Origin of the sequence: Pantoea sp. BL1 (assembly GCF_000963985.1) — a bacterium.
GTDB classification, from domain to species: domain Bacteria; phylum Pseudomonadota; class Gammaproteobacteria; order Enterobacterales; family Enterobacteriaceae; genus Pantoea; species Pantoea rwandensis_B.
Window position 1 is genome coordinate 46,988 of the sequence record NZ_JZRH01000004.1, and the last position, 25,656, is coordinate 72,643.

Consider the following 25,656-nt stretch of genomic DNA (forward strand, 5'->3'; position numbering starts at 1 on the left):
TAGAGAGAGAAGAGTGAGAGCATGAATCCCCGATTAGGCGTGTTATTAAAGATATTCGCCGCACTCAGCGCCACGCTGATGCTGGCCTGTGTTAAAGGTCTGAACGGTGCTATCCCCACCGGCGAAGTGATTTTTTTCCGCAGCTTTATCGCGCTATTTCCACTGTTAATCTGGCTGAAAATGCAGGGTAACGTGTTGGAGAATCTCAAAACGCGTAACCTGTTTGGCCATTTCATTCGCGGTTTCTCTGGCACCGGCGGCATGTATTTTAACTATCTGGCGCTGGTGTATATCTCGCTGGCTGATGCCACCGCACTGAGTTACGCCGCACCGCTTTTCACGGTGATCATGGCGGCGATGCTGTTGAAGGAGCGGGTGCGCGTGTCGCGCTGGGTGGCCGTGGTGGTAGGATTGTCGGGCATTCTGATTATGCTCTCCTCCAGTCTTGCGGCTAGCGGCGGCGTGCTGGCAGGCGGTGCCAGCAGCGCCACGGCCAGCCTTGGTGTTGCTTTTGCATTGATTGCCGCACTCTGTACGGCCACCTCGAATGTGCAGATCCGTTTTTTGAATGGCATCGAAAAACCGGGCGCGATCGTGTTCTATTTTTCGCTGATGACGACGTTGATTGGCCTGGCAACGGCATTTTTCGGCTGGGTAAAGCCCACCGGCTTGCAGTGGCTGCTGTTGGTGGGCTGTGGTTTATTTGGCGGTCTGGCACAGATTCTGGTGACGCTCAGCCTGCGCTATGCTGATGCCTCGCTGCTGGCACCGTTTGATTACACTACGCTGGTGTGGTCGATGCTGATTGGCTATCTGTTCCTCAATAGCCTGCCAGGCACGACAACCCTCTTTGGCGCATCGATTGTGGCACTGGCAGGAATCTTTGCGGTATGGCGGGAAAACCGTCAGCGCAAGTTGGCGATGGTGAGCAGTACGCCGTGATGCGGTGCAATTGCGCAATGCTTGTCAGTCAAGCCACAGCGGGTAACGCAGTCTGATGCCGTTCAGAGGCTGGCGGTCCTCGCGCCGCTGCGCGGTACCTTCACTTCATTCGTCTGCCTGACGGAACGGCGGGGATGGCACATCGTGTGCCGCCCCGCCTTTCGCCCGCGTCCTTGTATCTTGAATCTTGCAGTAGGTGATGGTTAGCTACCTTCACCTGAAACAGGGTGAATCTGACGCGTCCATTAAGGTAAGACCTTGTCCCGCAGCTTAGCTCCCCTGTTTCACCTTTCACGCCAGCATTAACTTTGAACGGTTGCCAGGAGCTCAGACTCCGTATGCACAAGGAAAACGGGCGTGATGGTTTCTATGTTAAAGGGGAACACTATGATCCAGTTAGGAATTGACGTCGGTAAGAGCAAATTAGATTTATGCCTTAAACCTGATGGTCCGGACGGTCGAAAGAAGACCAAAGTTCTACTCAACGGGCCGGATGTTGCCGTCACTGTACTGGAGTGGCTGACCAGACAGAAGGTCAGCCACTCAGAGGTGCAGGTCGTCATGGAACCCACCGGCACGTATCACGAGCATCTGGCTTATGGCCTTCATGACCGGGCAGTGCGCGTTGTGATAGCCAACCCTGCGCGTGTCCGGTCTTTTGCTCAGGGCATGGGCATTCTGACCAAAAATGATACTGTCGATGCGGATGTACTGGCCCGTTATGGTGCCATGCGCCAGCCGGATGTGTGGCAGCCACCGTCTCTGGCCATCCGTGAACTGAAAGCGCTACTCAGCAGGCGTGATGCGCTGGTGCAGGATGTAAACCGCGAGAATAACCGGCTTGAGAAGCTGCTTTCAACCTGCGGCTCAGCACGGGTCGAGTTATCAGTCAGGAAGATACTGCAGGCGCTGAATGGCGAGCTGGAAGCCGTTCAGGCACTGATAGATGACCATATCGACAACCATCCCGACCTGAAGCGGGATATGGAGTATCTGACGTCGATAAAAGGGGTCGGTACAGCGGTTGGCAGCACTATGCTGGCGGTTCTGCGGGGAAATCACTTCAGGAGTGCGGAGCAGGCCGCGGCCTGGCTGGGGGTAGTTCCGAAGGAAAAGCGCTCGGGAAGCTCAGTACGGGGAAGGACAAGACTGTCAAAATGTGGCCCCCCGTCGGTGAGGGCCAAACTCTATATGGCTGCCATGGTAGCAGCGAAGCATAATCCTCATCTTAAAACGTTTTATGAACGCCTTGTTTCGGCTGGCAAGGCGAAGAGATCTGCGCTGGGTGGTGTGATGAGAAAGCTGGTACATATCTGCTTCGGTGTGCTGATGAAACAACAGAAATATGACGAGAATTACGCAGTAGCGGCTTGACGTGCAAGACGGTAGCTGCGTGCTCTCCTGGCATACTCATTCTGTTCAGCGCTGTGGATTGCCAGCCCCTGAACGGCACCAGCCTGCTCTGAAGCTTCAGTGCCTGTTGTTAAAAAAAGCGCAACAGTGGAGGCAATAACCCTTGATGGCGAGCTGGATAACACAGCGCTCGTGCGCTTACCGATAAACATCATCGATAATTTCCACCTGCTTGTTTTGCAGTGCTTCCGCCAGCCAACCGCGTTCCAGAGAACCGGTTTTCGCCAGCTCAAAGTTATGTTCATCGACGATCAAGTAAGCTTGTGCCGCTTCGAGAATGCGCGCGGCATCCTGGCGTGGAATGACGATCACCCCATCGGCATCGCCCAAAACGATATCACCCGGTGAAACGTGAATTTTACCGCAGGCAATCGGCACGTTGATTTCGCCTGGACCATCTTTGAAAGGGCCACCAGGCGTGTGTCCGGCGGCATAAATCGGAAAATCCATGCGTGATAAACCCTCAATATCGCGTACCGGACCATCCAGAACGATGCCTGCCATACCGCGCTGTCTGGCGTAAGTAGCCATCACTTCACCCATCAATGATTGGCTGCGGTCACCCTCATTCGACAGGATAATCACATCGTTCGGCCCGGCCATATCCAGCGCTTTATGCAACATCAGGTTATCGCCAGAGCGTGCCTTCACGGTAACTGCCAGGCCGCACATGATGGGGGCTTTAGGCGCAGTTTTCAGGCTGATCTCTGCGGATAGTGCAGGCAAGCGACTCATGCAGTCGGCGACTACCGCAGCGGGTAAACGGCGGAACGCTTCCAGTAAGGGTTCGGCATCGGAAGGGCGGCGTAAATAAATACGATTTCCTGCGGTCATTTTATTTCTCCTGTCAGGGTTATTAACTTGTAATCGATAAATGATGACCAGCGAATCTTGCCGGTTAATAAACTGATTTTTATTTTCAGATGATCAGGGAATGGATAATTCACTGAATTCAGGAGAGTGTAAGGGATTAGCGGTGTGTTACGAATAAGGTGTTACAGCGAATAAAATCAGGATCACGAAATAATATTCTCACCCTATTTAAATCGCTGATTAATAATTTTATTGGATATTGTTATGGCTAAATACTTTTAAAGTATGGCTGAGCGTATTGCATATTATTTATTTAGCCCGCCGAAGAAGATATTCGGCGGGGAAGTTAATCAGGGTTTCAAATCACCGTACCAATAAGATGCCGTCACGCCACCATCCATCAGAAAATCACTGCCGCTGATATAGCCGCCTTCAGGCCCCATGATGAGGGCGGCCAGCGCGGCAACTTCGTCGGCGGTTCCGCCTCGGCCGACCGGTGATTTTGCCAGCATATTGCGATAGCCCGTACCGCGTGGGCCATTCAGTTCTCATCATTCGCCAGGGGCGTAAAGATGATGCCGGGGCTGATGCTGTTGACGCGCGCGCCACGCTGGCCCCATTTCGCCGCTTCGGCCATCACACGCAGAGCGTTGCCGCGTTTGGCATATTGATAGGCCAGCAAAGGATCGCTGAATGCGGTGTTCTGCAAAAATGGCAGGCTGAGCAAATCCTCAGTTGGCGTGATGGCTAACGCTTCGTTTTGTTCTACCGTGAGCGCAGGCAGTCGATGCCCGGATTGCGAAGCAATCACGATTCCGCAACCGCCTGACGCGATGTGCGGACCGAACTCTTCCAGCACCACGGCCGTACCGTAGAGATCGACCTGCAAAATGGTGGCGGGACTAGCCTGAGAAGGCGAGACACCCGCCGAATGAATCACACCTTTGATGGCGCCCAGTGCAGTGGCCTGCTGCACCAGATGTTGAATCGATTGACGCGAACTGACATCGACCTGGCTGGTTTCTACTGTAAAGCCGGCATCACGTAAGCTTTGTGCAGCGGCTGCGCAGTTGTCCGTGTTGAGGTCTGCCAGCAGCACGGTTTTACCCTGGCTCACGCGACGTGCGATAGCTTGTCCAATCGCACCTGCCCCGATAACCACCATAATCTCTTTCATTGTGACTCCCGCCTTGAGTAATGAGTGATGCGGCAAGCATAGCGGGGAAGGTCTCTGATGACTGTAGGGGCAATTGGCATGAGCTTATGAATGATGCTCATGGGTTCTGAGCTTTAGGGGCGGTACCTATGACTAACTGCACTTTGCAGGCCGTTTGCAGTTTTATTCGCGATGTATCTCAGTTCAACATTATTTGAAACTCAATTAAGCGTTCAGGTATTGAAAAAGAGTAAGCTTCAAATATAACTTCTAGTTTATATCCAAGGCGTATAAACTACAGTTCAGGTGAGGGACTTTTGAACAACTGGAGCGTTGATACAACGGAGCATTTTGCAGCGTGGCTAAAAGCGCAGGATGATGAAATGATTGAAGATGTACTCGCAAGCCTGGAAGTGTTGAAAATCTTCGGCCCTCATTTAGGGCGGCCTGATGTAGACACCATCATCGGTTCTCAATATGCAAACATGAAAGAATTGCGCGTGCAAAGTAATGGTAGACCTGTTCGGGCGTTCTTCGCATTCGATCCCAGAAGGAAGGGGATCGTCTTGTGTGCAGGGGACAAAACGGGGATCAATCAGAAGCGGTTTTACCGATCAATGATCAAATTAGCAGATCAAGAATACAGCAAGCATTTGAGAGGAATAATACATGCCTAAACTGGAAGAACTCATTGCACAACGATCTCCAGAATCACAGAAGAGAATTAAGGCTAAAGTCGCGGATAAAATTATTGAGGTTCAATTACGACACTTACGCGAAGAGCTTGAGCTCTCACAAGTACAGTTAGCCGAGAAAATGGGCGTTTCACAGCCAGCCATAGCAGCTATTGAAGCCCGAGGCGATGATATAAAACTCTCAAGCCTAAAAAAGTATGTTGAGGCATTAGGCGGAAAGCTGAGCTTGAACGTTGAACTACCTACGGGCGATGGGCGAACTTTTCTGCTTTAACATTAATAAGTTTCTCTATTTCATTTGGATGAATGGTGAAGATTTTCGGTTGCAGGTCGTTTGAGGATGCCTTGAGGCATCCTGCAGCTTATCTTGATGCGATTCTGTTCATTGATGCTGTTTAAATATCTAAGACAGCGGCTTTGCAGAACGCACCCACTTCTTGTTGTGCATAGGTAACATTGATAACTTCCATTACCATTCTGATTTCTCCTCCCTGAGCGGTTTATCTTTTCGTTGCCCTGAAGCTCTCCGCCTTTGTTTACCCTGCAGCTTTGCAAGTTGAATCGGGGATATCTCCTGACGCGGCAGAAACAGCTCCAGCTTTTCGGTGAGATCCAACGCTACCATGATGGCGATAAAGACATCGAACGGCACTTTTCCTTTTTCAGCATTGAGCACAGACTTACGTGCAACACCTGCGCGCTCAGCAACCTCCGTTTGCGTTAAGTCACGATTAAGACGGGCTTGCTTGAGTCGCTGGCCAATTTCTTCAGCCAGTGCGGATGCAGAAGGAGTAGTCATGCCTTTAAAGTCCCAATATAGACACTTTATCGTCGGTTAAGCGTTTAATGTCCAAATTATAGGACTCTATCGGATAATTGTCATGATAAATGGATGTTTTATAGAGTCCCTTATATTGCACTTTATGAGGTTTTAAGGTGAGTTAAGTCCTTAAAGTGGGACATAATCAAGTTGAGGGTGCTAAGGGATTAAGTTTAGAAAACGACAAACGCAGAAAAGCAAAAACCCAGCCATAAGCTGGGTTTTCAGAATGTTGGTGCCCGGACGCGGAATCGAACCACGGACACGGGGATTTTCAATCCCCTGCTCTACCGACTGAGCTATCCGGGCAACGGGGCGCATTAAACCCTAATGGCTTTCAGCCGTCAACGGCTTTCGTCAAAAAAGCGTAGCAATCGTGACTGATTGCTTGCTTTTCAGGCAGGGTGTGCAAAATCTCAACGTGCCCGCTGGTGGTAAAGCGGTATTCAGGATTGCGTGACCTGCGTGACCTGCGTGACCTGCGTGACCTGCGTGACCTGCGTGACCTGCATGACCTGCATGACCTGCATGATGCACGGGCTTAAGGGCCCCCTGCGAAAGTTTAGGCCAGTGCCCCGTTCTGCCGGCACAGCGCGATACTCAGCACATCCTCTGCCAGACGACGCGCGGTGGCCACATCCTGCACGTTGCGTTTCACTAGCAGCTTGCTCAGGCAACCCTCGAGAATCAGCTCCATTTGATCGGCCACCATGGTCGGGTTATCCAGTGCCAAATCCACCAGAATCTCATGAGTGAACTGCCATGAGCTGCGTTTCTGCTGCTCGGCAAGCTGATGCACGGGTTGGTCAGGCTGCGGATAGAAGCTGCAGGCGGCGATAAACAGGCAGCCAGGAAAACGTCCTTTGCTCACGTGTTCGGATAACACGTCATAGCGCGCCAGCAGTTTTTGTTGGGCCGTGAGATGTTCATTAAGCTGTATCTGGCGGCGCCAGCTGTCAATCTGCTGACCGTGATAGCGCAGCGCGTCATACAGCAGGGCATCGCGATCGGGCCAATATCGTTCAAGATGTTCGGGTGCTAATCCGGTTTCCCCCGCCAGTTGCTGCAGGGAAGTGGTGGCGGCAAGGCCGCTTTGCTCAAGCACATTCAGCGCATGCTCAAGAATCTGTTCACGTTGCAAGTGACTCTCCTCTGGAGTGCGGGCCCGCTCGCGCACGAACGGGCAGTGTCCTGCAACCAGTGTCGTTTAACGCGACAAATTGTGCAAATGCGTGCGGAAGTCGGCAGCGTTAAGGAAACCGGTGACGCGTGAGTCAGGGATCTCTTTGCCTTGCGCATCAAAGAACAGAATGGTGGGCAAGCCTAATACCTGTAAATGCTGCAACAGGGCGTTATCCTGTGCATTATTTGCGGTGACATTGGCTTGCAGTAACTGTACCTGACTTAAATCGGCACGCACGGCTTCATCGCTAAAGGTGTACTTCTCAAACTCTTTGCACGCCACACACCAGTCAGCGTAGAGATCGACCATGGTGATGCGGCCTTGTGCCTGCTGCAATGCGTTATCAAGCTGCTCGCTGCTGGCCACCGTTTTGAACGGCAGATGTGCGACAGATTGCGCAGTGGCGCTGCTGCCAAAAGCCCAATCCTGCAACGGACGTGCGGCCACCAGTGCTGCCGCCAGCATCACAATTTGCAGAATGCGCCATTTGCCATTAGCACGCAGGCTGAGGCTGAACGCCCAGGCAAAGAAGGCCACGCCGAGCAGGCTCCACAGACGCAGGCCCCAGATATCGCCGATGACCCGCTCCAGTAGGAATACCGGCAGCGCCAGAATCACAAAGCCAAAACCTTCTTTGACGCTTTGCATCCACGGCCCGCTTTTTGGCAGCAGTTTATTACCAAACATCGTGACTGCGATCAGCGGCAGGCCCATGCCGAAGGCATACAACCACAGCGTGCCCGCACCGGCCCACAGGTTACCGCTTTGCGCGATATACAGCAGAATGGCACTCAGCGGCGCGGTGGTGCAGGGCGAGCAGATCAATCCCGCCAGCGCGCCCATCATAAATACGCCCGGCAATGAACCGCCTTGCTGACGGTTGCTCCACAGCGTCAGGCGTGTTTGCAGACGGGAAGGCAGTTGCAGTGAGAACAGGCCAAACATTGACAACGCCAGCACCATGAACAGCACTGACAGGCCAATTAATACGTATGGATGCTGCAGTGCAGCCTGGAAACGCAACCCTGCAGCGGCCACCACCATGCCGAGCACGGTATAGGTCAACGCCATCCCTTGCACATAGACCATCGCCAGCGCAAACAGGCGTCCAGCAGAGTAGCGACGCTGGCCACCGAGAATGATGCTGGAGATCAGCGGATACATCGGCAATACGCACGGCGTGAAGGCGACGCCGATGCCAATCAGCAGCGCCCACAGCGGTGAAAACGGCAGTGGCGTACGCTGTTGCGCAGGCTGCGCGTTCACGGCGGGTGCATCGTGATTGGCGGCAACCGGAGTGAGCGGCACTGAGCGGGTTTCGGGCGGGTAGCAGAAACCGGCGGCCGCACAGCCCTGATAGGTCACCGTGAGCGTGGCACCGGACTCAGCCTGATGCAGAGTGATCGGCACCTGTAAATCCTGCAGATAGATTTCGCTCTTGCCGAAGAACTCATCCTCATGCGGCTGTCCTGGCGGCAGAGCCAGCGGTGCCATCTGTGCTTTCTGCGGCGTCACATGAATCTGCTGACGATAAAGGTAATAGCCGTCCTTCACTTTCCAGCTCAGTGTGAGTTGGTTGCCCTGCTGGCTGAAATCGAAGCCAAAGGCCTGATCCACCGGCACAAAGCGGCTGTTATTATTAGGTGAGAAGATATTGGCCTGTGCTGAAAAGCAAAACAGCACTGCGAGGCAAAGGCCCATCAGGCGAGAAAGTCGTGCAGCCATGAGGATGTAATCAGCTCCGGTGGCGAATGAGCCGCGATGATAGCACGGCCGCCTCGCCACGAGGTTTTCAGGATGTAACGGCGCTACAGAATCAGGCTCCCAAACAGGAAGCCAAACGCCACGGAGAAGGCAATCGCCAACACGCCGGGAATGATAAAGGAGTGATTAAACACAAACTTGCCGATTCGGGTCGAACCGGTGTCATCCATTTCTACTGCGGCCAATAAGGTGGGATAGGTCGGCAACACGAACAGTGCCGAAACCGCGGCAAAGGAGGCGACGGCGGCCAGCGGGGAAACGCCGAGCATCAGTGCCGCAGGCATCAACGCCTTGGTGGTCGCTGCCTGTGAATAGAGCAGGGTAGCAGCGAAGAACAATATCAACGCCAGCATCCACGGGTAGCTCTGCAACATATCGCCTGCTGCAGTCTGGATGTCCGCCAGGTGGGCTTTGACAAAGGTATCGCCCAGCCATGCCACGCCCATCACGCAGATACAGGCACTCATGCCGGATTTGAAAGTACTGGCGCTGAGGATTTCGCCAGTATCGACTTTGCAGGTTAGGCAAATCAGTGTGGCAACGGTGAGCATAAACACCACAATCGCTTCGTTACGAGGCAGCACTGGGTTGCTGATTAGCCCAACGCTGTCGCTGATGGCCGTGGCGTAGAGCACCACCGCTGCGATGCCGATCAGGAACAGCAGCACGGCACGCTTGGCTCCGGGTTTAATCTCATAAACGCGCTCGCCTCGCAGGGTGACTTCGCCTTTGGCGAGCCGCGCCTGGTAAACCTCATCATCCTTTAACTCTTTACCGAGAAAGCTGGTGATCACGGCGGCACAGAATATCGCGGCCATCGTGGCTGGGATCGATACGCCCAGCAGCGCCAGATAGCTGACGCCGCGCGGTTCAAGAATTGAGGCGAAGAACACCACCGCCGCAGAAAGCGGTGAAGCGGTAATGGCGATTTGTGAGGCGACCACCGCAATCGACAGTGGGCGTGAAGGGCGTACACCTTGCTCTTTAGCCACTTCGGCGATGACGGGGAGCGTCGAGAACGCAGTGTGTCCGGTACCTGCCAGCAGCGTCATTACATAGGTGACGAGTGGCGCGAGGAAGGTGACGTAGCGTGGATGGCGGCGTAGCAGGCGTTCCGCCAGGCCGACCATGTAATCGAGCCCGCCCGCAATCTGCATGGCGGCTATCGCGGCGATCACCGCCATAATAATTTCGATCACATCAAAAGGAATCGCACCCGGTTTCATGCCGCAGAACAGCGTTAGCACCAGCACACCTAAACCGCCAGCAAATCCAATCCCAATGCCGCCTAAACGCGCACCAAGCCAGATTGCCAGCAGGACAATCAGTAATTCCACTACCACCATTCGTTCCGCTCCTGAGTCGGGGGGAGATCCTGACTCTTAAAGTTGTAGCCGCCAATAAGAAAAAAGCACGCCGTAGTGTATACAAGCGTGCTTTTTTGCGACTTGATCCGGAACGGATTACTGTTCGTTTTCGTCGGTGTAGCGTTTGGCTTTGTAGGTCGGATGCATCAGGTTCTGAATCGAGAAGATGTCATCCAGTTCCGCTTCGGTGAGCAACCCGCGCTCCAGCACCACTTCACGCACGCTCTTACCGGTTTCCGCACAAATCTTGCCGACGATATCGCCATTATGGTGGCCGATATACGGGTTGAGATAAGTGACGATACCGATGGAGTTGAACACGTAAGCTTCACATACGGCTTTGTTAGCCGTGATGCCGTTGACGCATTTTTCCAGCAGGTTGAAGCAGGCGTTGGTCAGAATGCTGATCGATTCGAACAGCGCCTGGCCAATCACCGGTTCCATCACGTTCAGCTGCAGCTGACCCGCTTCGGACGCCATGGTCACGGTAATGTCGTTGCCGATAACCTTGAAGCACACCTGGTTCACCACTTCTGGCACGACCGGGTTCACTTTGGCTGGCATGATTGACGAACCGGCCTGCAGTTCTGGCAGGTTGATTTCGTTCAGACCCGCACGTGGCCCGGAAGAGAGCAGGCGCAGGTCGTTACAGATCTTCGACAGTTTCACCGCCAGACGTTTCAGCGCGGAGTGCACCATCACGTAAGCACCGCAGTCGGACGTCGCTTCAATCAGGTCTTCTGCAGGTACCACTGGCAGATTACTGACTTCCGCCAGACGCTGAACCGCCAGTTGCTGGTAGCCATCCGGCGTGTTGAGGCGAGTCCCGATTGCCGTGGCGCCCAGGTTTACTTCCAGTAGCAGTTCAGCCGTGCGCAGAATGCTGCGGGTTTCTTCATTCAGCAGCACGTTAAACGCGTGGAACTCCTGGCCCAGCGTCATCGGTACCGCATCCTGAAGCTGGGTACGACCCATCTTAAGGATATTTTCGAACTCGACCGCTTTACGCTGGAAGCCTTCGCTCAGTTGGCTAATGCCATCCAGCAATTTCAGGATGGAGGCGTAAACCGCGATACGGAAGCCGGTAGGATAAGCGTCGTTGGTGGACTGACACTTGTTCACGTGATCGTTCGGGTTAAGGTACTGGTATTCACCTTTCTGGTGGCCCATCAGCTCCAGGCCGATGTTCGCCAGCACTTCATTGGTGTTCATGTTAACCGAGGTACCCGCGCCGCCTTGGTAGACGTCAACCGGGAACTGATCCATGCATTTACCGTTATTCAGCACTTCATCACAGGCCTGAATAATGGTGTTTGCGATGTTGCGAGGGATTGTTTGCAGCTCTTTGTTGGCGAGCGCGGCTGCTTTTTTCACCATCACCATACCGCGGACAAACTCCGGTATGTCACTGATTTTGTTGTTACTAATGTAGAAGTTTTCAATCGCACGCAGAGTATGAACACCGTAGTAAGCGTCTGCCGGGACTTCGCGCATGCCTAACAGGTCTTCTTCGATACGAATGTTGTTCGCCATGATTACCTTCTTATTATTTCTGCGGTGTCACTGCCGGGCGACCGGGATGGTCGGGCGACAATCACTGTGCAGGTGAAGCAATTATATTGTCGTGGAATACCAGTGCCGACATATTATCCATCTTCGGGCTGGCGGGCACGATCATATTCTGTTGTTACAGAATTGTTTGTGCACAGATCACTTTACGGGCATTTACTGGCCCAGCGGTAATAACGATATGTGATGTAGTTCGCAATTTTAAGTCAGTGGGAAAAATTTGGCAGGATCGGTTGAAATCACGGGTTGAGATGCCCATCTCTATCAATACGGTCAGACAGACCATCCCTTTCTGCTGCCTGGCAAGAAGCGAGGCAGCCCTACTCACAGGAGATATCGGTGCGCTGGATACCGTTCGTGATTTTTTTTGTTCTGGCCTGGATTGAGATCTCAATTTTCATTCAGGTTGCACATGCCCTCGGCGTGCTGCTCACCATGCTACTGGTGATCTTCACCTCGTGCATCGGTGTGTCGCTGGTGAAGAACCAGGGTATGAAGAACTTCCGTCTGATGCAGGAGAAGCTGGCGCGCAATGAAAGCCCAGCGGCGGAGATGACCAAAAGCGTTTCGCTGATCATTTCGGGCTTCTTACTGCTGTTACCGGGCTTCTTTACTGACTTCTTCGGTTTGTTGCTGCTGCTGCCTCCGGTGCAGAAGCATCTGACGCTGAAATTAATGCCGCATCTGCGTGTGTGGCGCGGACCCGGCGCAGGGCCGGACAGTGGCTATACCATGGATGGTGAATACGAGCGTAAAGATCAGGATCAAATCGGGCACGATAAAGATCGTTAAGAAGAGAAGGGCGGCGAGAGTCGCCCTTTTTGCTGTCTTTTTCGTCAATGGTTACAAAAACGAAAATTTTTTATTTTTTGCCCCTTGAAAGCCCTTTTTAGTGACCCTATCTCTCTCTCCACGAGGCCGGAAGCCATGCAGTCCGGCTCAACCCAAAAAACTGAATGATTGGATTTCTCAAAGGAGAGCTACCAAATGAAAATTCGTCCGTTGCACGATCGCGTTATCGTCAAGCGTAAAGAAGTTGAAGCTAAATCTGCTGGCGGTATCGTTCTGACCGGCTCTGCAGCTGGCAAATCAACTCGTGGTGAAGTTCTGGCTGTGGGTAATGGCCGCATCCTGGAAAACGGCGATGTTAAGCCGCTGGACGTGAAAGTTGGCGATCTGGTTATCTTCAGCGAAGGCTACGGCGCCAAAACTGAGAAGATCGACAACGAAGAAGTTCTGATCATCTCTGAAAGCGACATCCTGGCGATTGTCGAAGCGTAATTACGCGTAATTCACTGAACGAAACGAATTTAAGGGATATTTGAAATGGCAGCTAAAGACGTAAAATTCGGTAATGACGCGCGCGTAAAAATGCTGCGTGGCGTGAACGTACTGGCAGATGCAGTAAAAGTTACCCTGGGCCCGAAAGGCCGTAACGTGGTTCTGGATAAATCTTTTGGTGCACCGACCATCACCAAAGATGGTGTTTCTGTTGCGCGTGAAATCGAGCTGGAAGACAAGTTCGAAAACATGGGTGCACAGATGGTGAAAGAAGTGGCCTCTAAAGCGAACGACGCTGCGGGCGACGGCACCACCACTGCAACCGTTCTGGCTCAGTCTATCGTGAACGAAGGCCTGAAAGCTGTTGCGGCTGGCATGAACCCAATGGACCTGAAGCGCGGTATCGATAAAGCCGTTGCTGCAGCCGTTGAAGAGCTGAAAGCGCTGTCTGTTCCTTGCCAGGATACCAAAGCCATTGCTCAGGTTGGTACCATCTCTGCTAACTCTGATGAGTCAGTAGGTACTCTGATTGCTAAAGCGATGGATAAAGTTGGCAAAGAAGGCGTTATCACCGTTGAAGAAGGCACCGGCCTGCAAGACGAGCTGGACGTGGTTGAAGGTATGCAGTTCGACCGTGGCTACCTGTCTCCCTACTTCATCAACAAGCCAGAAACCGGCGCAATCGAACTGGATGCACCGTTTATCCTGCTGGCTGACAAGAAGATCTCTAATATCCGTGAACTGCTGCCAGTACTGGAAGCGGTTGCGAAAGCCGGTAAGCCACTGCTGATCATCGCTGAAGATGTTGAAGGCGAAGCACTGGCAACACTGGTAGTTAACACCATGCGCGGTATCGTGAAAGTCGCTGCGGTTAAAGCACCTGGCTTCGGCGACCGTCGTAAAGCAATGCTGCAGGATATCGCAATCCTGACCGGCGGTACCGTAATCTCTGAAGAGATCGGTATGGAGCTGGAAAAAGCGACTCTGGAAGACCTGGGTCAGGCTAAGCGTGTTGTGATCAACAAAGATACTTCTACCATCATCGATGGTGTGGGCGATCAGGGCGCAATCCAGGGCCGTGTTACTCAGATCCGTCAGCAGATCGAAGAAGCCACTTCTGATTACGACAAAGAAAAACTGCAGGAGCGCGTAGCGAAACTGGCCGGCGGCGTAGCCGTTCTGAAAGTGGGCGCAGCCACTGAAGTTGAAATGAAAGAGAAGAAAGCACGCGTTGAAGATGCCCTGCACGCTACCCGTGCTGCGGTTGAAGAAGGCGTGGTTGCTGGTGGTGGTGTTGCACTGGTTCGCGTTGCAGCGAAAATCGCTGCTTCTGGCCTGAAAGGTCAGAACGAAGATCAGAACGTGGGTATCAAAGTTGCGCTGCGCGCAATGGAAGCACCTCTGCGTCAGATCGTTTCTAACGCCGGTGAAGAGCCATCCGTTGTTGCTAACAACGTGAAAGCGGGCGACGGCAACTACGGCTATAACGCACAGACTGAAGAGTACGGCAACATGCTCGACTTCGGTATCCTGGACCCAACCAAAGTGACCCGTTCTGCGCTGCAGTACGCGTCTTCTGTTGCGGGCCTGATGATCACCACCGAAGCGATGGTGACCGACCTGCCTAAAGGCGATGCTCCTGATTTAGGTGGCGCTGGCGGCATGGGTGGCATGGGCGGAATGGGCGGCATGATGTAATTTGCCCCTGACTGCTTAAATCATGTGAAAAACCCTCGATCGGAAACGGTCGGGGGTTTTTCTTTTGGTGGCGAACAAGGTATAAGTATGAGCGCAATACTTCGGCTTTGCGGGGTTATACCCGTCATATTTCCAGCTGCAGATGCGTTGGCTGCGTACATTCACCCCAGTCACTTACTGGAGTAAGCTCTTGGGGATTCATGCCCTTGCCGCCTTTCTGCACCTGGAACTATTTAGGGTAGGTGGCAATGAATGTTCAGAAAAAAAGTGCGCTTTTCTGCTACGCTGCCGCCCGACACTGATGATAATAAATGGGGATTACAATGCGGATTAACCTCTTGCTCGGACTGGCGGTAGGGACTTTACTGCTAGCGGGCTGCAGCAGCTCCAATCAACTGAGTTCCGGCGGACAGCGTGTCACTTTCGTTGACCAACAGCCTGGAAGCCAATGTCAGCTGCTGGGCAATGTCACTGGCTCACAGAGCAACTGGTTGAGCGGATCAGGCGGTGAAGGCAGTTCTTTGCGTGGCGCAGCCAATGACCTGCGTAACCGCGCGGCAGAGATGGGTGGCAACGTGATTTACGGTGCAACCAGCCCAACGCAGAACCTGCTCTCTGCTTTCGCACCGCTTGACAGCAAAATGTCTGGTCAGGTGTATAAGTGCCCGTAATGGCATGAAAGAGATGTAAAAAAAGCCGCTGATGCGGCTTTTTTTGTGGGCGCAATGTCTCGCGCGGCGGTTATCCCTGACGTAGCTGTAAATCCAGCGGTGTTTTGCTCGGCTCACCACCAATCTCGCGCGCCAGCTTCGGCACCATATAACCCGATACCATCGTCAGCAGTTGGCGCACTAGCGCACGGGCTTCATCATCCGACACAAAGAAATGCGCCGCGCCCTGTACTTTATCCAGCACGTGCAGATAATAGGGCAGAATGCCGGCATCAAACAGCGCGTTGCTCAGGTTAGCCAGCACTTGTGCATCATCATTGATACCGCGCAGCAGCACGCTTTGATTAAGTAAAGTGACGCCCGCACGTTTTAGCATCTGCATGCCGTAGTGCAGCTCATCGTCAATCTCTTGCGCGTGGTTGATATGGCTCACCATCAGCACTTGCAGGCGCGTTTCGGCCAGAATCTGGCATAACCCTTCGGTAATGCGTGCGGGGATCACTACCGGGAGGCGGCTATGAATGCGCAGACGCTTCAGGTGCGGGATTTTCTCCAGCGCGCCGACCAGCCACGCCAGCTCATGGTCTTTGGCCATTAGCGGATCGCCACCCGAGAAGATAATCTCATCCAGCTCTGGATGCTCAGCGATGTAATCAATCGCCGCCTGCCAGTTGCGCTTATTGCCCTGATTATCCTGATAGGGGAAATGGCGACGGAAGCAGTAGCGGCAGTTAACCGCACAGCCACCTTTCACCAGCAACAACGCACGGTTGCGATACTTATGCAATAAACCGGGCACCACGCTACTTTGCTCATCCAGCGGGTCAGTGCTGTAACCTGGCGCATCAACAAACTCCTGACGGCTGGTCACCACCTGCAGCAAAAGGGGGTCGTTTGCATCGCCTGGCGTCATGCGCTGAATAAAGGCACGCGGCACGCGCAGCGCAAAAAGCTTGCGCGCATCGTTGCCTGCGGCCAGATCCGCATGCTGTTCGAGAGATAAAAGTTGCAGTAATTCAGTAGGATCGGTGACAACATCAGCAAGTTGCTGCAACCAATCTTCTCTGATGGGGGGATTTAGGGTTACAATGTTTGCCATTTTTTTGGCTATTACCAGTTCAATATTTACAGAGGGCCTTTATGGCGACTTATCTTAGCAACGATTTCCGTCCCGGTCTTAAAATCATGTTCGAAGGCGAGCCATATGCCATCGAAGCCAGTGAGTTCGTTAAACCGGGTAAAGGCCAGGCATTTGCACGCGTTAAAATGCGTCGTCTGCTGACCGGTTCTCGCGTTGAGAAGACCTTCAAATCTACCGACTCTGCCGAAGGCGCAGACGTTCGTGATATGACGCTGCAGTACTCTTACAACGACGGCGACTTCTATTACTTCATGCACCCAGAGTCTTTCGAGCAGTATCAGATCGAATCTAAAGTGCTGGACGACGTGACCAAATGGTTGCAGGACAATGCGGATTGTATCGTTACCCTGTGGAACGATAAAGCGATCGCTGTTCAGCCACCGAACTTCATCGAAGCAGAAGTCATCGAAACAGATCCAGGTCTGAAAGGTGATACTGCCGGTACCGGCGGCAAGCCAGCGACCCTGTCTACTGGCGCAGTGATCAAAGTTCCACTGTTCGTGCAGATTGGCGAAGTGGTTAAAGTTGACACCCGCTCTGGCGAATACGTTTCGCGCGTAAAATAATTGCCAAATCAGGCGCATCACTCGATGCGCCTTTTTTCCTTTATGAGTTCAGAATAATGAAAAAGATGGCGAAATTGGCTGTTTTTGCGTTGCTGGTCTCTTCTGCTTTAAGTGCCTGCAACACTTTCCACGGCTTTGGTGAAGACGTCTCCCATTTGGGCGGTGCCATTTCACGCGCAGCGGATAAATAAATTGCGAGGGCGCCGCCTTTTCTCAGCGGCTTAGCCAGCAAGGTCGTGTATAAGGTCTATGCTTGAATGGCTGTACTTTTATTGCAACCAACAAGGATATGGCTATGTTAAAGAAAAGTATTGTCGCGATTCTTTCTGTTCTGGTGCTTTCCTCTGTGTTGACCGCCTGCAACACCACCCGTGGTGTTGGCGAGGACGTTCAGGCCGGTGGCAAAGCGATTCAGCGCAGCGCACAGTGATCCAAACCGGTGCGAAACCCGATTTCGTACCGGATTTCCTGACTCCCTCTTTCTTTGTCTGAAAAAGCACCGCGAACGCCTTCGATCCCGTCACGCCGTTGTTTGCCGTAGCCAATACGGGTAGACTTCTCCCCCTTATCTGTATAAGGAGTCACCAACATGAGCGAAACGGCAAGCTGGCAGCCGAGCGCACCCATTGCCAATTTGTTGAAACGCGCCGCTATTTTGGCGGAGATTCGTCGTTTCTTTGCCGATCGCGGCGTGCTGGAGGTCGATACCCCGGCAATGAGCCAGGCGACCATCACGGATATCCATCTGGTCCCATTCCAGACGCGCTTTGTGGGTCCAGGCGCAGCGGAAGGGCGCGATCTGTGGCTGATGACCAGCCCGGAATATCATATGAAGCGCCTGCTGGCGGCGGGCAGTGGCCCGATCTATCAGATGGGGCGTTGCTTCCGTAATGAGGAGGCAGGTCGTCATCATAATCCAGAGTTCACCATGCTGGAGTGGTATCGTCCTCACTATGATATGTATCGCCTGATGAATGAAGTCGATGACCTGATGCAGCAGGTGCTGGAGTGCGATAGCGCCGAATCTTTATCGTATCAGCAGGCGTTTATTCGCCATCTGGAACTTGATCCTTTGTCAGCGGATAAAACGCAGCTGCGTGAAGCTGCGACGAAGTTGGGTGAGGGTGAACTGGCGAATCGTGAAGAAGACCGCGATACTTTGTTGCAGCTGCTGTTTATGCTGGGTGTTGAACCGAAGATTGGTAATGACAAACCGTGCTTCGTGTATCACTTCCCGGCCAGTCAGGCGGCATTGGCCGAAATCAGCACTGAGGATCATCGCGTCGCGGAGCGCTTCGAGGTGTATTACAAAGGCGTGGAGCTGGCTAACGGCTTCCGCGAGTTAACCGATAGCCGCGAACAGCGTCAGCGCTTTGAGCAGGATAATCGTCGCCGTGCAGCGCGTGGCCTACCGCAGCATCCAATTGATACCAACCTGCTGGATGCGCTGGCACATGGCATGCCTGCTTGTTCAGGTGTGGCGTTGGGTGTGGATCGTTTGATTATGCTGGCGTTGAAAGCCAATGCATTAAGCGACGTGATTGCTTTCCCGGTGGATCGCAGCTGATCATTATTGCTCGGGCAGGGTGTTTCAGACAACAGCGGCGCATATTGCGCCGCTGTTCATTTCATCGTTACTGCTGTGTCGTGGGAGCGGCAGGTGCCTCTGGAAACTCCTGAATAGTGACCGGCAGCATCATCTTCTGTTCGTTACGCAGAACCTGCACCTGAATCACCGATCCTGGACGAATCTCGGCGACCTGATCCATGGTTTCTTGCGCCGACAGCGCCGGTTTGCCGTTCACCTGTAAAAGCACATCATTGGCTTGAATCCCTGCCTGATCGGCTGGCCCGCCTGGCGTAACCTCACTGACGATAATACCCTGTGCACGATCCAGACTGCTGCCCTGACCGTGTAGCGGCGGCAGCTCACGGCCGGTGATGCCGATATAGCCACGAATGACCCGACCGTCACGAATCAATTTATCCATGATCTTGGTTGCCAACGCGGTTGGAATCGCAAAGCCAATCCCTTCCGGCGTTTCGCCATCATTGCTTTTATCAAATGTCAGGGTGTTAATGCCCATCAGTTCGCCGAGCGAGTTAATCAGCGCACCGCCTGAGTTGCCCTGATTGATGGATGCATCGGTCTGCAGGAAATTTTGACGACCCGATGAGCTCAAGCCCACGCGCCCGGTGGCACTGATAATGCCCTGAGTGACGGTCTGCCCAAGGTTGTAGGGGTTACCAATCGCCATCACCACATCGCCGATATGTGCGATACGGTTCGCGTTAATCGGAATCACCGGCAGGTTAGTGGCGCTGATCTTCAGCACCGCTAAATCGGTCATCGCATCTGAACCCACTAAAGTGGCTTCAAAGAAGCGGCCATCCTGCAATGCCACGATGATCTGGTCGGCGTTATTAATCACATGCTTGTTCGTGAGAATGTAGCCTTTCACGTTCATGATCACGCCAGAACCCAGCGTGGTGATACCGCGATTGTTGTTGCCATGGGCACTGCGGTTGTAGACGTTGACCACCGCAGGCACAGCGCGGCGCACCCCCTGATTGAAACTCACGGGGGATTCATCATCACTGTTGTCATGATCAAAGGTGACGTTGCTGCTCATACGCAGCGCAGGAATCGCAACCAGCAGCAAACCCGCTACGATCAGGCCCATCACCACAGAACGCAAAAGTTTAAGAAACATGGTGTTATTTCAGGAAAGGTGGGATCGCTGGGCAGAATAACATGAGAAAGGCGGACAAACACCTGCTTGTCCGCCTGTTGCGAGGATTATCGCATAAGTAAGTAAATGCTCTCGTCGCCACGCACCACGTTCAGTGCCAGGATCGCGGGTTTACTTTCCAGCGCTTTGCGCATTTCAGCCAGCGAGGTCACGCGATCGCGGTTCACACCGACAATCACATCATCTTTCTGCAAACCTGCCTGCTCCGCTGGCGTGCCTTTTTCGATGGCATCCACTTTCACGCCTTTATCACCGGCTTTAGAGGCACCATCGCTCAAGGTGGCACCTTGTAACGCCGGAGACATCAGCTGGGCGCTGGCGGTGGTTTGCGCGCTCTGTTCCAGCGTCACGGTCACGGTCACCGGTTTGCCTTCACGCAGCAGACCAATTTTCACCTGCTGACCTGGTGGGGTGGTGCCCACTTTTACGCGCAGTTCGGCAAAGCTGGTGATCGCTTTGTCATTGATGGAGGTGATGATGTCGCCCGCTTTAATGCCCGCTTTCTGCGCCGCCGAGTTAGGCAGCACTTCAGAAACAAAGGCACCGCGCTGTGCGTCAACGTTAAAAGCTTTGGCGATGTCAGGCGTCATTTCGGTGCCTTTAATGCCCAACTGACCACGCTTCACTTCACCAGACTGAATCAGCTGCTGTGCGAGGTTCATTGCCATATTGCTGGGGATCGCGAAGCCGATACCGATGTTGCCGCCGCTGGAGGCCAGAATCGCGGTGTTAATACCGATCAACTCGCCATTCAGGTTTACCAGCGCACCGCCAGAGTTACCCCGGTTGATCGCTGCATCGGTCTGGATGAAGTTTTCCAGACCTTCAAGGTTCAAACCACTGCGACCCAACGCCGAAATGATGCCGGAGGTGGCCGTTTGGCCAAGACCGAAGGGGTTACCGATAGCCACGGCAAAATCGCCCACTTTCAGTGAGTCGGAGTCGGCGATTTTTACCTGCGTCAGATTTTTAGCGCCTGCAACCTGAATCAGCGCGATATCGGTTTGCTCATCATGGCCAATCAGCTTGGCATCATATTCATTGCCATCGCTGAGCTGGACGCTGATTTTATCGGCACCGTTTACCACGTGATTGTTGGTGAGAATGTAACCTTTAGCCGCATCAATGATGACACCTGAACCAAGGCCCTCAAACGGTTGCGGCTGGGATTGTCCCGGTGCCTGGCCAAAGAAGCGCTTCAGCGGTTCAGGAATATCCTGTGCCTGCTGGCCGCTGTCGGTGCCTTCAACATGCACGCTAACGACCGCGGGCAGAACTTTTTCCAGCATGGGTGCCAGACTCGGCAGTGCTTGTCCCTGCACCTGTGCGGGCAGCGTCGCCATCGCGCCAGGCGTTGCCGCCAGACTCATCCCAATACTCAAGGCTAATGCGCTTAACAGTCGTGCTTGTTTTTTCATTGCTACAACGCTCTCGCTGCGAAAGAAGAAAGGGGATAGAAAGTGTGACAGTAGTTTGGCGTAAGTGTTCGGAAAACAAAAAGGGCACAGCTAAGCTGTGCCCCAAAAGGATTATTTACGCGGAGTACGGTCGCTACCACGCAGCAAACCCGATGCGCCATCAGAGTAATCACGCGGCATTTGCACCGGTGCCTGATCGTTGTCCGCTTCGGCTTCCGTTAACTGATAAGCAAACGGATTTTTTTCGCCCGGCAGATTTGGCAGCAGGTCATTCGAACCCTTCGCCATATGCTGATACAGCTGGCGGTAGTCATGTGCCATGTTGTCCAGCAATTCTGCGCTGCGCGCAAAGTGGTTGGTGAGCTCTTCGCGATAATCTGCCAGCTCAGCCTTCGATTTTTCCAGTTCGTACTGCATGCTTCGCTGCTCACGCAGCTTCTTGTTGCCAAAACGCATGACGACTGCGCCGACAATAATGCCAATCACTAAACCAATCAGCCCGTATTCCCAGGTCATAATGACTCCCGTGTAATTTCCGTTGCTTCGTAGGGCATTGCTTCTGTTTCCACTTCAATAGCAGCCACTATAACCAATAATCTTATGGAAGTGGAACTATCGGGCTGCATCGCTTACTGTAGAGCGGCCTAATTTTCGCCAACCGACCCGTGAATCGGACTTTTTCAGGGATTCTGAGAGAACCATGCAAACCTCATCTCCGCTTGCCCGCTATGAGCAGGCGCTGTCACAGGGCGAGTTCCGCCCGGATGATGTACAACGTGAAGCCATTACCCGTTTAGATGCTATCCAGCAAGGATTGATTGCCCGCAAGCCCTCGCAGGAACCTGCGGCGAAAGGGCTGTTTGGCCGCCTGTCAAAGCTGATGGGTAAAGAGAAAAGCAGCAGCGAAGCCCCGGTGCGCGGGCTGTATATGTGGGGCGGCGTGGGTCGCGGTAAAACCTGGGTAATGGATTTGTTTTTTCAGTCTATTCCTGGCGACCGCAAACTTCGTCTGCATTTTCACCGCTTTATGCTGCGCGTCCATGAAGAACTGACGCAGTTACAAGGCCATAGCGATCCGCTGCTGATCGTGGCCGACCGCTTTAAAGCGGAGACCGATATTCTCTGCTTCGACGAATTCTTCGTTTCAGACATTACGGATGCGATGCTGTTGGGTACGCTGATGCAAGCGCTGTTTGATCGAGGCATTGCGCTGGTGGCGACTTCCAATATTCCGCCTGACGATCTCTATCGCAATGGCCTGCAGCGCCCGCGTTTTCTGCCCGCCATCGAGCAGATCAAACGTCATTGTGATGTGATGAACGTCGATGCAGGTATCGACTATCGCTTGCGTACCCTCACGTCAGCCCATCTGTGGAATTTCCCGCTCAATGAGGACACGCATGCCGAAATGGAGCGCATGTTCCGCGCGCTTTCAGGTAAGCCGCGTGAAGATGCCCCCGTGCTGGATATTAACCATCGTGAGATGCCAACGCTGGGCGTTAACGAAGGTGTGCTGGCGATCGATTTCCTCACGCTGTGCGGCACCGGGCGTAGCCAGCATGACTACATCGAGCTATCACGCCGCTTCCACAGCGTATTGCTGTATGATGTGCCGGTGATGATTTACAAGACGGAAGATCAGGCACGCCGCTTCCTGGCGCTGGTCGATGAATTCTACGAGCGCCACGTGAAACTGGTGGTGGCGGCCGAAACGTCATTGTTTGAAATTTATCAGGGCACGCGCCTGAAGTTTGAGTATCAACGCTGCTTGTCGCGTTTGCAGGAGATGCAAAGCGAAGAGTATTTGCGTCTGCCGCATCTGCCCTGATGACGTGGGCAAAAATCGCAGGATTTCGATGCAAAAAGGTTCGATCTTTGAGTTCGACTTCTCTATAATCTTGCGACCCCACGTTACAGCATCGGTTTTCTTTCCCAAGAACTCGATGTGATCCGGTAACTCACTTGAAGGGGTGGCTTGCTGGGCAAAATGGTCGTGTGAGCCTCAATCGTTTACTTAGCGTTTGGGATTTCACCAACGTGTAACTTTTTATTTGGGTAAGCTTTTCAATGAAAACTTTTACAGCTAAACCAGAAACCGTACAGCGTGACTGGTATGTTGTTGACGCAACGGGCAAAACCTTGGGTCGCCTGGCGACTGAACTGGCGCGCCGTCTGCGTGGTAAGCACAAAGCGGAATACACTCCGCACGTTGATACCGGTGATTACATCATCGTTCTGAACGCTGAGAAAGTTGCTGTAACCGGCAACAAGCGTAATGACAAGATTTACTATCACCACACTGGCCACATCGGTGGTATCAAGCAAGCGACCTTTGCAGAGATGATCGAGCGCCGTCCTGAGCGTGTGATTGAAATCGCGGTTAAAGGCATGCTGCCGAAAGGCCCACTGGGTCGTGCTATGTACCGTAAACTGAAAGTTTACGCAGGCAACGAGCACACTCACGCGGCGCAGCAACCGCAAGTTCTTGACATTTAATCGGGATTATAGGCAATGGCTGAAACTCAAAACTACGGCACTGGTCGCCGCAAAAGCTCTGCCGCTCGCGTCTTCATCAAGCCGGGTAGCGGTAACATCGTAATTAACCAGCGCTCACTGGAGCAATACTTCGGTCGCGAGACTGCACGCATGGTCGTGCGTCAGCCGCTGGAGCTGGTTGATATGGTTGGTAAATTTGACCTGTACATCACTGTTAAAGGTGGTGGTATTTCTGGTCAGGCTGGTGCGATCCGTCACGGTATCACACGCGCTCTGATGGAATACGACGAGTCTCTGCGTCCTGAACTGCGTAAAGCGGGCTTCGTTACCCGTGACGCACGTGAAGTTGAACGTAAGAAAGTCGGCCTGCGTAAAGCACGTCGTCGTCCGCAGTTCTCTAAGCGTTAATTGTTGCTGCTTCGGCAGACACAATTTGCTCAAAAAACCCGCTTCGGCGGGTTTTTTATTGCCGCCATTCACGATTTTTCACGCTAAAAACGCGAGCTTTACCCGCATTTTGCCCGCAAATCATTATCCCTGCCCCACAAGCTGCTTAAAATCTGGTAAACTCACTGACACTTTGCGCCCGCAAGCCGGAGCGTTGTGCGCGTTACTTCTGTCGGGACGACGGAAAAGCGCCACTGACGTTGGCTGTGTGCGAATCTGATGAGCAGGTGAGTCGCCGCGTGGTTGGCTATTCGCAGTATCTTTTTGTGAACAAACTTGGAGGTTTTCATGGCTGTCGCTGCCAACAAACGTTCGGTAATGACGCTGTTTTCTGGTCCGACTGACATTTTTAGCCATCAAGTACGTATTGTACTGGCTGAAAAGGGCGTCAGCGTGGAGATCGAGCAGGTTGAAACGGATAACCTGCCGCAGGATCTGATTGACCTCAACCCGTATCGCACTGTACCAACGCTGGTCGACCGTGAACTGACGTTGTATGAATCACGCATCATCATGGAATACCTGGATGAGCGTTTCCCGCATCCACCGCTGATGCCTGTTTATCCGGTTGCCCGTGGTGAAAGCCGCCTGATGATGCACCGCATCGAGCAGGACTGGTACACGCTGATGCGTGCTATCGAAACCGGTAACAATGCTGAAGCCGATGCTGCACGCAAACAACTGCGTGAAGAGCTGCTGGCGATTGCCCCGCTGTTCTCTCGCACGCCGTTCTTCATGAGCGAAGAGTTCAGCCTGGTTGATTGCTACCTGGCACCGCTGCTGTGGCGCCTGCCGCAAATGGGCGTTGAACTGGTTGGTGCCGGTTCTAAAGAGCTGAAAGGCTACATGACACGCGTATTTGAACGTGACTCTTTCCTCGCTTCATTAACGGAAGCGGAACGTGAAATGCGCCTGCAAGCCCGGGGCTAATGTATGGAAATGTCGCAACTAACGGCTCGTCGTCCGTATCTGCTGCGTGCGTTTTATGACTGGCTGCTCGACAACCAGTTAACGCCGCATCTGGTGGTCGACATCAATCTGCCTGGTGTGCAGGTGCCGCTGGAGTATGCGCGTGATGGCCAGATCGTTCTGAACATTGCGCCGCGCGCTGTCGGTAACCTCGACCTCGCCAATGACGAAGTGCGTTTCAATGCGCGCTTTGGCGGCGTGCCGCGCCAGGTTTCTGTGCCAATGGCCGCTGTGCTGGCCATCTACGCACGTGAAAACGGTGCAGGTACCATGTTCGAACCGGAACCGGCTTACGAGCTGGAAACCAACGAACAGGAAGGCCAGGAAGAGACGATGATGTCAGTGATTGATGGCGATCGTCCCGACGATGCTGCTGATAACGATCACTCACCGGATGATGAACCGCCACCGCGTGGTGGGCGCCCTTCATTACGCGTGGTGAAGTAAATCGCATGAAATAAGAAACGGGCCAATTGGCCTAATGCCAGTCAGTT

Annotated in this window: 29 protein-coding genes and 1 tRNA gene; 17 read left to right on the top strand and 13 right to left on the bottom strand. The window is 53.3% G+C overall.

Features of this window, described 5'->3' with window-relative positions; genetic code table 11:
* Positions 1-21 precede the first annotated feature (21 nt).
* Entirely contained in the window at positions 22-942 is a 921-nt protein-coding gene (locus VH86_RS03380) for a DMT family transporter (RefSeq protein ID WP_045831891.1), read from the top strand.
* Between the two features lie 387 nt (positions 943-1,329).
* Positions 1,330-2,316, top strand: coding sequence for an IS110 family transposase (locus VH86_RS03385; RefSeq protein WP_045831900.1), 987 nt, complete (start codon positions 1,330-1,332; stop codon positions 2,314-2,316).
* A gap of 177 nt (positions 2,317-2,493) precedes the next feature.
* Here VH86_RS03385 and VH86_RS03390 read toward each other — a convergent pair whose 3' ends face one another.
* The 3 genes from VH86_RS03390 to VH86_RS03395 all read right to left on the bottom strand — a co-directional run bounded on the left by VH86_RS03390 (position 2,494) and on the right by VH86_RS03395 (position 4,345).
* A complete protein-coding gene (locus tag VH86_RS03390; RefSeq protein WP_038643513.1) occupies positions 2,494-3,189 on the bottom strand; it encodes an RraA family protein in 696 nt (231 codons plus the stop codon).
* Between the two features lie 329 nt (positions 3,190-3,518).
* Positions 3,519-3,680, bottom strand: coding sequence for an SDR family oxidoreductase (locus VH86_RS26315; protein ID WP_369800294.1), 162 nt, complete (start codon positions 3,678-3,680; stop codon positions 3,519-3,521).
* A gap of 29 nt (positions 3,681-3,709) precedes the next feature.
* On the bottom strand, positions 3,710-4,345 hold the full coding sequence (locus VH86_RS03395; RefSeq protein ID WP_369800295.1) for an SDR family oxidoreductase: 636 nt from the start codon (positions 4,343-4,345) through the stop codon (positions 3,710-3,712).
* A 296-nt stretch (positions 4,346-4,641) separates the two neighbouring features.
* Here VH86_RS03395 and VH86_RS03400 point away from each other — a divergent pair, with 296 nt between their 5' ends.
* Together VH86_RS03400 and VH86_RS03405 are read left to right on the top strand one after the other, a co-directional pair.
* Positions 4,642-5,001: a type II toxin-antitoxin system RelE/ParE family toxin gene (locus tag VH86_RS03400; RefSeq protein ID WP_034826694.1), complete on the top strand. Its 360-nt coding sequence runs from the start codon at positions 4,642-4,644 to the stop codon at positions 4,999-5,001.
* Positions 4,994-5,293, top strand: a complete 300-nt coding sequence (locus tag VH86_RS03405; RefSeq protein WP_034826692.1) for a helix-turn-helix domain-containing protein — start codon at positions 4,994-4,996, stop codon at positions 5,291-5,293. Before VH86_RS03400 ends, VH86_RS03405 begins: the two co-directional genes overlap by 8 nt.
* Before the next feature lie 195 nt (positions 5,294-5,488).
* On the opposite strand, the gene VH86_RS03410 is transcribed toward VH86_RS03405, so the two are convergent.
* The 6 genes from VH86_RS03410 to aspA form a co-directional block, all read right to left on the bottom strand.
* Positions 5,489-5,818: a helix-turn-helix domain-containing protein gene (locus VH86_RS03410; protein ID WP_045831892.1), complete on the bottom strand. Its 330-nt coding sequence runs from the start codon at positions 5,816-5,818 to the stop codon at positions 5,489-5,491.
* 254 nt (positions 5,819-6,072) lie between these two features.
* Positions 6,073-6,148, bottom strand: a tRNA-Phe gene (locus tag VH86_RS03415).
* A gap of 253 nt (positions 6,149-6,401) precedes the next feature.
* Positions 6,402-6,980, bottom strand: a complete 579-nt coding sequence (locus VH86_RS03420) for a transcriptional regulator (RefSeq protein ID WP_045831893.1) — start codon at positions 6,978-6,980, stop codon at positions 6,402-6,404.
* A gap of 66 nt (positions 6,981-7,046) precedes the next feature.
* Entirely contained in the window at positions 7,047-8,747 is a 1,701-nt protein-coding gene (locus VH86_RS03425; protein WP_045831894.1) for a protein-disulfide reductase DsbD, read from the bottom strand.
* Positions 8,748-8,830: 83 nt separating this feature from the next.
* Entirely contained in the window at positions 8,831-10,132 is a 1,302-nt protein-coding gene (locus tag VH86_RS03430) for an anaerobic C4-dicarboxylate transporter (protein WP_038649549.1), read from the bottom strand.
* A gap of 117 nt (positions 10,133-10,249) precedes the next feature.
* Positions 10,250-11,686, bottom strand: a complete 1,437-nt coding sequence (gene aspA, locus VH86_RS03435; protein WP_007886584.1) for an aspartate ammonia-lyase — start codon at positions 11,684-11,686, stop codon at positions 10,250-10,252.
* A gap of 375 nt (positions 11,687-12,061) precedes the next feature.
* On the opposite strand from aspA, the gene VH86_RS03440 reads away from it, so the two are divergent.
* The 4 genes from VH86_RS03440 to VH86_RS03455 all read left to right on the top strand — a co-directional run bounded on the left by VH86_RS03440 (position 12,062) and on the right by VH86_RS03455 (position 15,372).
* Positions 12,062-12,514, top strand: coding sequence for an FxsA family protein (locus VH86_RS03440; protein WP_045831895.1), 453 nt, complete (start codon positions 12,062-12,064; stop codon positions 12,512-12,514).
* Positions 12,515-12,709: 195 nt separating this feature from the next.
* Entirely contained in the window at positions 12,710-13,003 is a 294-nt protein-coding gene (locus tag VH86_RS03445) for a co-chaperone GroES (protein ID WP_021507766.1), read from the top strand.
* Positions 13,004-13,048: 45 nt separating this feature from the next.
* Entirely contained in the window at positions 13,049-14,701 is a 1,653-nt protein-coding gene (groL, locus tag VH86_RS03450) for a chaperonin GroEL (RefSeq protein ID WP_045831896.1), read from the top strand.
* A gap of 323 nt (positions 14,702-15,024) precedes the next feature.
* Complete coding sequence (locus VH86_RS03455) at positions 15,025-15,372, top strand: DUF4156 domain-containing protein (RefSeq protein ID WP_034826674.1); 348 nt, start codon at positions 15,025-15,027, stop codon at positions 15,370-15,372.
* 70 nt (positions 15,373-15,442) lie between these two features.
* On the opposite strand, the gene epmB is transcribed toward VH86_RS03455, so the two are convergent.
* Positions 15,443-16,471: an EF-P beta-lysylation protein EpmB gene (gene epmB, locus VH86_RS03460; RefSeq protein WP_045831897.1), complete on the bottom strand. Its 1,029-nt coding sequence runs from the start codon at positions 16,469-16,471 to the stop codon at positions 15,443-15,445.
* 41 nt (positions 16,472-16,512) lie between these two features.
* Between epmB and efp the strand changes: the two genes are divergently transcribed.
* From efp to epmA, 4 genes are all read left to right on the top strand, one after another.
* On the top strand, positions 16,513-17,079 hold the full coding sequence (gene efp / locus VH86_RS03465) for an elongation factor P (protein WP_034826669.1): 567 nt from the start codon (positions 16,513-16,515) through the stop codon (positions 17,077-17,079).
* Between the two features lie 56 nt (positions 17,080-17,135).
* Entirely contained in the window at positions 17,136-17,270 is a 135-nt protein-coding gene (locus VH86_RS03470; RefSeq protein ID WP_034826667.1) for an entericidin A/B family lipoprotein, read from the top strand.
* Between the two features lie 104 nt (positions 17,271-17,374).
* Positions 17,375-17,509: an entericidin A/B family lipoprotein gene (locus tag VH86_RS03475; RefSeq protein WP_038649531.1), complete on the top strand. Its 135-nt coding sequence runs from the start codon at positions 17,375-17,377 to the stop codon at positions 17,507-17,509.
* A 159-nt stretch (positions 17,510-17,668) separates the two neighbouring features.
* Complete coding sequence (epmA, locus tag VH86_RS03480; protein ID WP_038649528.1) at positions 17,669-18,646, top strand: elongation factor P--(R)-beta-lysine ligase; 978 nt, start codon at positions 17,669-17,671, stop codon at positions 18,644-18,646.
* 67 nt (positions 18,647-18,713) lie between these two features.
* Here the strand turns inward: epmA and degS are convergent, their stop codons facing one another.
* From degS to zapG, 3 genes are all read right to left on the bottom strand, one after another.
* Positions 18,714-19,793 (bottom strand): outer membrane-stress sensor serine endopeptidase DegS, encoded by a 1,080-nt coding sequence (degS, locus tag VH86_RS03485; RefSeq protein ID WP_038649525.1) that lies wholly within the window; start codon positions 19,791-19,793, stop codon positions 18,714-18,716.
* 86 nt (positions 19,794-19,879) lie between these two features.
* Positions 19,880-21,250, bottom strand: coding sequence for a serine endoprotease DegQ (gene degQ / locus VH86_RS03490; RefSeq protein ID WP_045831898.1), 1,371 nt, complete (start codon positions 21,248-21,250; stop codon positions 19,880-19,882).
* Positions 21,251-21,361: 111 nt separating this feature from the next.
* A complete protein-coding gene (gene zapG, locus VH86_RS03495) occupies positions 21,362-21,766 on the bottom strand; it encodes a Z-ring associated protein ZapG (RefSeq protein WP_034826655.1) in 405 nt (134 codons plus the stop codon).
* A 184-nt stretch (positions 21,767-21,950) separates the two neighbouring features.
* Between zapG and zapE the strand changes: the two genes are divergently transcribed.
* From zapE to sspB, 5 genes are all read left to right on the top strand, one after another.
* A complete protein-coding gene (gene zapE / locus VH86_RS03500) occupies positions 21,951-23,078 on the top strand; it encodes a cell division protein ZapE (RefSeq protein WP_038649520.1) in 1,128 nt (375 codons plus the stop codon).
* A 239-nt stretch (positions 23,079-23,317) separates the two neighbouring features.
* Positions 23,318-23,746, top strand: coding sequence for a 50S ribosomal protein L13 (gene rplM / locus VH86_RS03505; RefSeq protein ID WP_038649517.1), 429 nt, complete (start codon positions 23,318-23,320; stop codon positions 23,744-23,746).
* A 15-nt stretch (positions 23,747-23,761) separates the two neighbouring features.
* Complete coding sequence (gene rpsI, locus VH86_RS03510; protein WP_034826648.1) at positions 23,762-24,154, top strand: 30S ribosomal protein S9; 393 nt, start codon at positions 23,762-23,764, stop codon at positions 24,152-24,154.
* A 327-nt stretch (positions 24,155-24,481) separates the two neighbouring features.
* Complete coding sequence (gene sspA, locus VH86_RS03515) at positions 24,482-25,123, top strand: stringent starvation protein SspA (RefSeq protein ID WP_034826645.1); 642 nt, start codon at positions 24,482-24,484, stop codon at positions 25,121-25,123.
* 3 nt (positions 25,124-25,126) lie between these two features.
* Positions 25,127-25,609: a ClpXP protease specificity-enhancing factor gene (gene sspB / locus VH86_RS03520; protein WP_034826642.1), complete on the top strand. Its 483-nt coding sequence runs from the start codon at positions 25,127-25,129 to the stop codon at positions 25,607-25,609.
* Positions 25,610-25,656: the final 47 nt, after the last annotated feature.

Bases quoted from the DNA above. Each gene is read 5' to 3' on its own strand.
- zapE (WP_038649520.1), top strand. From the start codon at position 21,951: ATGCAAACCTCATCTCCGCTTGCCCGCTATGAGCAGGCGCTGTCACAG.
- aspA (WP_007886584.1), bottom strand. From the start codon at position 11,686: ATGGCGAACAACATTCGTATCGAAGAAGACCTGTTAGGCATGCGCGAA.
- VH86_RS03385 (WP_045831900.1), top strand. From the start codon at position 1,330: ATGATCCAGTTAGGAATTGACGTCGGTAAGAGCAAATTAGATTTATGC.
- rplM (WP_038649517.1), top strand. From the start codon at position 23,318: ATGAAAACTTTTACAGCTAAACCAGAAACCGTACAGCGTGACTGGTAT.
- VH86_RS03390 (WP_038643513.1), bottom strand. From the start codon at position 3,189: ATGACCGCAGGAAATCGTATTTATTTACGCCGCCCTTCCGATGCCGAA.
- VH86_RS03475 (WP_038649531.1), top strand. From the start codon at position 17,375: ATGTTAAAGAAAAGTATTGTCGCGATTCTTTCTGTTCTGGTGCTTTCC.
- VH86_RS03455 (WP_034826674.1), top strand. From the start codon at position 15,025: ATGCGGATTAACCTCTTGCTCGGACTGGCGGTAGGGACTTTACTGCTA.
- degQ (WP_045831898.1), bottom strand. From the start codon at position 21,250: ATGAAAAAACAAGCACGACTGTTAAGCGCATTAGCCTTGAGTATTGGG.
- groL (WP_045831896.1), top strand. From the start codon at position 13,049: ATGGCAGCTAAAGACGTAAAATTCGGTAATGACGCGCGCGTAAAAATG.
- VH86_RS03395 (WP_369800295.1), bottom strand. From the start codon at position 4,345: ATGAAAGAGATTATGGTGGTTATCGGGGCAGGTGCGATTGGACAAGCT.
- VH86_RS26315 (WP_369800294.1), bottom strand. From the start codon at position 3,680: ATGCTGGCAAAATCACCGGTCGGCCGAGGCGGAACCGCCGACGAAGTT.
- epmA (WP_038649528.1), top strand. From the start codon at position 17,669: ATGAGCGAAACGGCAAGCTGGCAGCCGAGCGCACCCATTGCCAATTTG.
- VH86_RS03405 (WP_034826692.1), top strand. From the start codon at position 4,994: ATGCCTAAACTGGAAGAACTCATTGCACAACGATCTCCAGAATCACAG.
- VH86_RS03470 (WP_034826667.1), top strand. From the start codon at position 17,136: ATGAAAAAGATGGCGAAATTGGCTGTTTTTGCGTTGCTGGTCTCTTCT.
- sspA (WP_034826645.1), top strand. From the start codon at position 24,482: ATGGCTGTCGCTGCCAACAAACGTTCGGTAATGACGCTGTTTTCTGGT.
- degS (WP_038649525.1), bottom strand. From the start codon at position 19,793: ATGTTTCTTAAACTTTTGCGTTCTGTGGTGATGGGCCTGATCGTAGCG.
- sspB (WP_034826642.1), top strand. From the start codon at position 25,127: ATGGAAATGTCGCAACTAACGGCTCGTCGTCCGTATCTGCTGCGTGCG.
- zapG (WP_034826655.1), bottom strand. From the start codon at position 21,766: ATGACCTGGGAATACGGGCTGATTGGTTTAGTGATTGGCATTATTGTC.
- rpsI (WP_034826648.1), top strand. From the start codon at position 23,762: ATGGCTGAAACTCAAAACTACGGCACTGGTCGCCGCAAAAGCTCTGCC.
- VH86_RS03425 (WP_045831894.1), bottom strand. From the start codon at position 8,747: ATGGCTGCACGACTTTCTCGCCTGATGGGCCTTTGCCTCGCAGTGCTG.
- VH86_RS03410 (WP_045831892.1), bottom strand. From the start codon at position 5,818: ATGACTACTCCTTCTGCATCCGCACTGGCTGAAGAAATTGGCCAGCGA.
- VH86_RS03445 (WP_021507766.1), top strand. From the start codon at position 12,710: ATGAAAATTCGTCCGTTGCACGATCGCGTTATCGTCAAGCGTAAAGAA.
- VH86_RS03380 (WP_045831891.1), top strand. From the start codon at position 22: ATGAATCCCCGATTAGGCGTGTTATTAAAGATATTCGCCGCACTCAGC.
- epmB (WP_045831897.1), bottom strand. From the start codon at position 16,471: ATGGCAAACATTGTAACCCTAAATCCCCCCATCAGAGAAGATTGGTTG.
- efp (WP_034826669.1), top strand. From the start codon at position 16,513: ATGGCGACTTATCTTAGCAACGATTTCCGTCCCGGTCTTAAAATCATG.
- VH86_RS03430 (WP_038649549.1), bottom strand. From the start codon at position 10,132: ATGGTGGTAGTGGAATTACTGATTGTCCTGCTGGCAATCTGGCTTGGT.